The following is a 6,632-nucleotide window of genomic DNA, read 5'->3' on the forward strand; positions in this document are numbered from 1 at the left end:
ATCGCCCACCCGTGAGGGTTGATCCCGATGGGTTACCACTCAGCCGGAGTGGTCACGGTTTGAAAGTTGAATATACGCCCGCCCCAGCTCCTTGTCATTTCGCAGGCTGCTAAAAAGGCCCGCATAATTCGTGCGGCACTTCCGCAAAGTGGGTCGGAAGCCTCGTGATTGCTGGGCTCGTGGACCGCGTCACTACACGCTGTGCTGGTAGTGACACGGGCCGAAATCATGGTTGAGGCACAGCCGCGCATAAGCAGCGGCAGTGCACGAGCGACCCGGAGCGTTGACTATGCCTCATAACTTGTGATGCCTTACGAGGGCTAGTCGGCGACGCAAAAGCGACGGGTCGAATACTGGTTGACGACACCTCTAACGTCGCAACGAATTTACCGCCGTGCGTCGTGCTGAAGCATGCTCTCTCAGCAGATCCCTGAACTCGCTCATATCTCCTCCAGACAGCACGCGATCAGCTTCTGTCTCAGTCGTTTTTATGACCATATCCAAAGTCTTGTTCAGTTCGCGGGCATCCCGAGAGGTCAGCGTTACGTTCTGAAAGTCGTTATCGGGATTTATGCCGAACTGCTTGAGGATCCGCGTCTGTTGAGAAAGGTTTTCGGATAGGATTCGTTCAATTGCAACAGCTTGGCTTCGATTCAAGTCCACATTGACCTGTAGCTGGTTTACGAAATCAGCCGACCTGGGAAGAAGTGTCGAGCGGTAGACGACCGCGCCTCGACGCGGAGGAGGAGGTGGTTGCCCAAATGCTGCTGGTATTCGGATTGCCAGGAAAGTGGCGCAGAGTAACGCCGTCAGCGCCCGGCGCCTGTTTTGATTGCGAGAAAACGTTTGGTCTTTCTCTTCGGTGAGGGCATCAAGGTCATTCATCGGCTTTCCATCACACGGCACACATTGGGTGTTTGGAAGGACCGATCGTGCCATTGGCTGGCACTTCTGGTCCGGGATACGCTCTTGTCTGCCAGATCAGTGGCGACACTCCGAGGCTTTTAGTGAATGCCTGGATCAAACCCGCTGCGGTAGAAAATTATCGCTTCTCGGGGTAAATGAAGTTGGCAGGCTCAAAGGAGACTGGTGTTGGCCTGTCTCGGTTCCTTTTTTCAAACAGTTGATGGGCCACTCTTGAAACGAGGTTGGGATCCTCAGTATGGATAAAGTGGTTGGCGTCAACCAATACAACGCGGCCGTTAGGGATTAGCTCTGCTGAGCGGTAGTACTCTTCAGCATGCTGACCCGGGTCGCGGACGCCTTGCAATAGAACCACTGGCATAGTCATTTTTGGAATTGTGTACTTGGTACGAAATTCTTGTTCGATTTCGAAACTTGTGCCCTGAAAGGTTTGCGCAGCCGCTTCCGGAGTCCCCGCAAATTGAAACTCCCATTCAAGGCGAGCAAGTTCCGACTCTGGCACCTGCACAGAAACGTAGGGGCTATCATAGATACCCCGGACAACGTTGCCACGCTGCCAATTTGCGGTCGCCATCGCGGAATGCGCAGGCCTTGGCAAGCCGTGTGGTTGGTCAAACGATTGCTGCATACGAAGAAATGCTCGAATCCGTTTGTTCATTCCAGCGGTGGCGACCAAATGGTCACTGATCACGCTTCCTCGGTCGTGCGTAATCAAATTGAAGGTTTGAACGCCGATCTTGTCGAGAAGGGCAATCAGGCTGGATGAGACTCCGGCATAAGTCAGATCTAGCGCGAGGTTTTTGTCGGACTGCCCATACCCCAATGTATCCACGGCAATGACGTAGTAGCGGTCTGCCATACGCGACATGACTTTGCTAAACGCGTACCAAGTGTCGGGGTGGCCGTGAATCATCAGAACAACGTCGTTTGCGGGGTCACCTGCAGTCACGAAATGCCAGGTTGCGTCGTTGGCAGTGACAAACCAGTGGACGCCAAACGCGCCATCGCCGATGTACTCGATTTCCGCGTGCCTATTCACTGTCCCTTCAGGCGGGCGCGTCGCCGGATAACGGCCGACATCGCTCACAAACACCGGGTATGGATACGGTTCGTAGGAGTACTCTGACCACGCCGCTGCCGCCTCGACTTCTGCTAGGGCTGGCGCGCACAGGCTTACGTACAGCAACAACACCGGGATTCTCATACTTTGGGGTAGCGACAAACCGGTTGTCGATGAAATGGGACTCGGGGTGTACGGCGCCATCTGCTTACTCATATCGGTGATCAACCTACCGCTTGAGATTGCGGGGGTCCAGCGGGTTGGTGCCTGCTTCGGCTTCATCGGGATCGCTGATGCCATCGCCATCGGAATCCGCCTTGTACGGGAATGTGCCTGCCGTTAGCTCGCGGGAGTTTGAGATACCGTCGCCGTCGATATCGCTGTCATTCGAATCATCGATACCATCGCCATCCGTGTCCGCCCAGCGGCTTGAGTCGTTTGGAAACCCGTCGAATCCGTCTTCGACACCGTCACGGTCAGAGTCGACACCTAGCGGGACCGTGATGTCGAGCCACTCGCTGATCGCATCGGTTTCGACGCCCGACGCCAAGTCCGCAAAGACAACCCCATAGTATTGACTCATGTGATAGGGGCGCTGCTCATTCGGCAAGCCGATATGCACGCCAGGATTCCATCCTGCTGGACCGAGATGTTTGATAGTCCAGGACATGCTGTTTTGATCGGTTACGGTGCCTTGTGACTGCATCACCGTGGACAACCAGGGGGTTAACACGAGCGTCGAGATAATCTCTTGGATTTCCCGATCGGAATAGTGACGCCTCAGTTCTTCGATATGCGCCGCTGTGGTTCTGGTAGGCAGCGTGCCCGCGTCGCGCGCCAGACGAAACGCTGCCTTGTCCGCGTCAGTTAGGTGGTCGGCGCGCTCGAAGTCCATCAACGAACGAATTTTGTCGACAACCACAGGCATTTCGACTGGAGGAACCTTGTCGTAAAGAAACTCATCTTCCATTTCTTGGAAGGTTCCGAAAGCACCGTGAGCCTGGCAATGAACACACCCACTTGCCAGTTGATACACAAAAAAGAGTTCCCACTTCCGTTGCAGTGATACGGCACGATCACGCTGCAACGTGTACGCGTCCATGCCAAGGGTGCCGAGGCTGCTCTTTCGGCTCCAAGAGTTATCAAGTTTGTGTCTTTCGCTGTAGGGAAATTTCGTTTCGGGGACGGCTGCAGGCGTGAAGTAAGGATAGTCGTAGGCGGCTACATTGAACTTCGGCGTTTCTTTCGAGGGCAGGTTCGACGCTTTTGCCTTTGGATCCTCCCAACGAAGGTATTCAGCTGGGTAAAAGTCGAACGGCTCCTCAATACCGTCCTGATCCCCATCGAAGGTTAAGGTCGAAATGCCATATCCGGTGATCTGGTTAAGATAATCCGTGCGAAGGCGTGGAGCTCTTGCGGTCAGATCGCCTGCTTTCCAATCCGCGACAAACTCGTTGTGGAGAGACGAAAGTAACTTCCCAACAAAAGGGCTCTTCCGCTGCTCTTCTTTGGTGCTCGCATTGTGTCCAGCAGCCCAACCCACATTCCTTAGATTCGTCTCGGCCCAGTCTAGAGTCTCCTGATCCGTTGCGATCGGCAAAATTTGATCATGGGTTGCCATCGCCGCATTGATGCCCGTCAACTCGAAAAGCTCGACGATTTGCCGGTCCGCAAATTGTTTCCGCAAGGCAGCGTGGGTGTCTGCAGTTACGCGAGCCGGTAGCCTTGCCGCCAAATCGAGATATTCGAATGCGGCACGAGTGCGGTCATCCTTGATCGACGCGACATAGCCCGTCGACCAGATCTCTTCAATCTCATCCTGCGCTGTACCCAGCAACGCCAACTGATAAGCACTACGGGCCTGGTGATGATTGCTGCCAGCTCGGATCATCTGGTAGAGCGTCAGCTTCCATTTGGTTTCGGCATCGAACATCGCATCGTTGTGAATCATCGCGTCAGCGATCAATAGGTTTTCGTAAAAATCCCTAAGATTGCTGATATCGATCTTCTGGCGGTCGTAGTATTTCAGCCTGGCGTCTTCCTCAGGCGGTCGAGGGGATTGAGCGAGCGAAACGAATGATTGGAGGATGAGGCATAGGGCAAAGAGTAGTGGAGAAACTTTCATCTTTACTTCTCCGCGTCAAAAATCTTCACGAACATGCCGTTCTCATTGGCAGAGTAAGTTGGGACTTGCTGAAGCACATCCCAGTGCTCTTCGATCCGGCCATCGGCGCCGAAGTAGTACATGTCGACGGCAGCTGTGCCAAGGTCATCAGGCTCCGCATTGTCAACATTACGAAAATTGACGTGGGCCATAGCCCAGTCGCCGACAACGATCACCTTATGGACGTCGATTTTGACGTCGTACTGGGCCACCGATGAAGCAAACAGCATCGCAATAGGGTTACGACCATTGGGCACGCTAGTGCTGTGCTGAATGTAGGTGTCGGACATGAATTCCTTCATCGTCTCCCCGGAAGGGTTGGTGGCAAAAACCTCGTATAGCCTGATAATTTTTTCAGCGATCGGCCGATCTGATTCAGAGCCCAGGATAATGTGCGTTTCGAATTCTGCTGGAACGACATTCCGTCTATCTACTTGCTGATCCTGCGACTTGCTTGGCGGCGCGAACGGATCTCCTTCGCCCTGCGCGCTTACACAAGCCGGCCAAGTGAGGATGCACGTCACCCATACAGTCAAAGGACTCATTGCGGTTGGTTTCATGCCACTTTCCCTACTGTGTTGTTGATTGGCCGAGCGGTATTGCGCGACGATTTTGGCAATCCAAGGTCTTCCAAGTATGGGCTCAATTTGCCCGTACCGATTGGAGGCTGGCACTCTCTATATGTAGACGGAAACAACCGCACCGTACCCCGGGTTTGCTCTTTGATGCTTGTTTGCCGCCACTAATGGCTCGCCGTTTCGACTCAGACTTCTGCTTCCAAAAGTACCCACATCGAAACGATTGGCAACTCTGTCGAGCTATCATGGGCTGCGCGCAAATTGTGCATGTCTCGACTGACCATCGCTCTATACTCTACGCTCTAACAGATGAACGATTGGTCCGAATTTAAGACTGCGATGATCGTCGCGAAACTTGGCTCGATCAGCGCAGCGGCATCAGCATTAAGCGTGCATCGCGCTACGGTTTCTCGTCATTTAGATGTGGTAGAGAGCACTTTAGGGACAACGTTGTTCGTAAGGCATCCGAGGGGTGTTGAACTGACTGAAGCCGGTATGGAAATGCTCACGGTTACGCAAAATGTTCAGCATCTCTTCGATGCACTGAAAGGACGGTTGCGCAATGCCCAGGTTGATCAATCCGGCGAGCTGATCGTCACCGCTTTGTGGGGCGTAATGCCGCTAATCATGCCAGCGGTAAAATCGTTTAACAAAAGACACCCAAGGGTGTCAGTCAAATTTGTTTGTGCTGAAGAGAACTTACGCCTGGAGTATGGCGAAGCGCACGTAGCCGTTCGAGCAGGCTCCGAACCAACAGATTTAGACTATGTCGTTCGGCGAGCACCACCAATCAGATTTAGCCCTTATATCGAGAAAACGGCACTCTTCGAGCTGGAATCAACGTCGGATTTCGAGAGTTGGAGAGACCTGCCGTTCATTTGGCTAATGGACTCTGACGGCCAGCCGCTTGCTAGCTGGGTTAAGCCTCACATAAAAGAGCAGGGTGCCGCGTTGCTAGTAAATACACCTGCTGCGGTGCTGCCAGCGGTTCTCGCGGGTGTGGGAGTCGGGTATTTACCTCGGCATATCGGCGCGCAGTACGATCAACTGGTAGAACTGGATCCGTTGAACGACGACCAGGAGATGCCACTTTGGGTAATTTCACACAGAGATCTCACAAAAACCCCCATTGTCCGCGAGTTTATTCGACAGATCATGCAGACGACGGAAGATGAAAATCAGACTTAAGCTCGCAATTCGCTCCGTGTCAGCCAATTGAATGTCGACGACTAATCAACACCTCGCTGGGCTTAGTCTGGCCGCTCTCTTTGGTCTTGCGTGGGTACCTTTTGGTCAACAGGCATTTATGGTCGACAATTGGATGAAGGTCGGTGCATTTATCGCGCCAGTCGTCCTGTTTTTCGGATTCAAGATTCGCGACGATTCACGGATTCCTTGGTCAATCGATGTTGGATTAGTCGCGTGTTTGCTGACTGCCGCTTACCTAATTCACCAGGTTGAGGAACACTGGGTCGATCTCTTGGGGCGCGAATATCCACTTTACGACTATCTGAACGGATTGATTGCGAGTCTGTTCGGCGAGGACAAATACGGCATCCTAGACCGTAGTGGGATCTTCTACATCAACGCCGGTATGGTCTGGACCGCGGGCTTTCTGGCGATACTAACAGGCCCCAAAAAGATCTTTCCGAGCTTGGCAATGGCCGGTGTTATGTTTGTAAACGCGCTCGCACATATTGCGAATGCGGTTGCTACCACGAGCTACAACGCCGGCCTTGCGACTTCTGTGATTCTGTTCTTACCACTAAGCCTCACTTTCTTCCGGGGGACATATCGCGCGGGCACAGCCAATCTGAAGCTGATTTTAGCGGCGATACTATGGGGCTTCCTGGCACACGTCATTCTCTTTGCCGGGTTGTTTGCTTCGGTTGTGCAAGGGCTCGTC

The 6,632-nt window shown here is 53.3% G+C and carries 6 protein-coding genes; 2 read left to right on the plus strand and 4 right to left on the minus strand.

Annotated features, from left to right (window positions below; genetic code table 11):
* Window positions 1–369: 369 nt before the first annotated feature.
* The 4 genes from AAF358_01690 to AAF358_01705 form a co-directional block, all read right to left on the minus strand.
* Window positions 370–885 carry a hypothetical protein gene (locus AAF358_01690; GenBank protein MEM7704232.1) on the minus strand — a complete coding sequence of 172 codons (516 nt, stop codon included), beginning with the start codon at window positions 883–885 and terminating at the stop codon, window positions 370–372.
* 157 nt (window positions 886–1,042) lie between these two features.
* Window positions 1,043–2,200, minus strand: a complete 1,158-nt coding sequence (locus AAF358_01695; protein MEM7704233.1) for an alpha/beta hydrolase — start codon at window positions 2,198–2,200, stop codon at window positions 1,043–1,045.
* Window positions 2,201–2,213: 13 nt separating this feature from the next.
* Window positions 2,214–4,109 (minus strand): hypothetical protein, encoded by a 1,896-nt coding sequence (locus AAF358_01700; GenBank protein MEM7704234.1) that lies wholly within the window; start codon window positions 4,107–4,109, stop codon window positions 2,214–2,216.
* Between the two features lie 2 nt (window positions 4,110–4,111).
* A complete protein-coding gene (locus AAF358_01705) occupies window positions 4,112–4,708 on the minus strand; it encodes a nuclear transport factor 2 family protein (GenBank protein ID MEM7704235.1) in 597 nt (198 codons plus the stop codon).
* 327 nt (window positions 4,709–5,035) lie between these two features.
* On the opposite strand from AAF358_01705, the gene AAF358_01710 reads away from it, so the two are divergent.
* Both AAF358_01710 and AAF358_01715 read left to right on the plus strand, forming a co-directional pair.
* The gene (locus AAF358_01710) at window positions 5,036–5,914 is read left to right on the plus strand and encodes a LysR family transcriptional regulator (protein ID MEM7704236.1); all 879 of its coding nucleotides are present in this window, start codon (window positions 5,036–5,038) and stop codon (window positions 5,912–5,914) included.
* Window positions 5,915–5,945: 31 nt separating this feature from the next.
* A partial coding sequence (locus AAF358_01715; protein ID MEM7704237.1) for an HXXEE domain-containing protein occupies window positions 5,946–6,632 on the plus strand: 687 nt, incomplete at its 3' end.

The organism is Pseudomonadota bacterium, assembly GCA_039033415.1.
Lineage (GTDB): Bacteria > Pseudomonadota > Gammaproteobacteria > Xanthomonadales > SZUA-38 > JANQOZ01.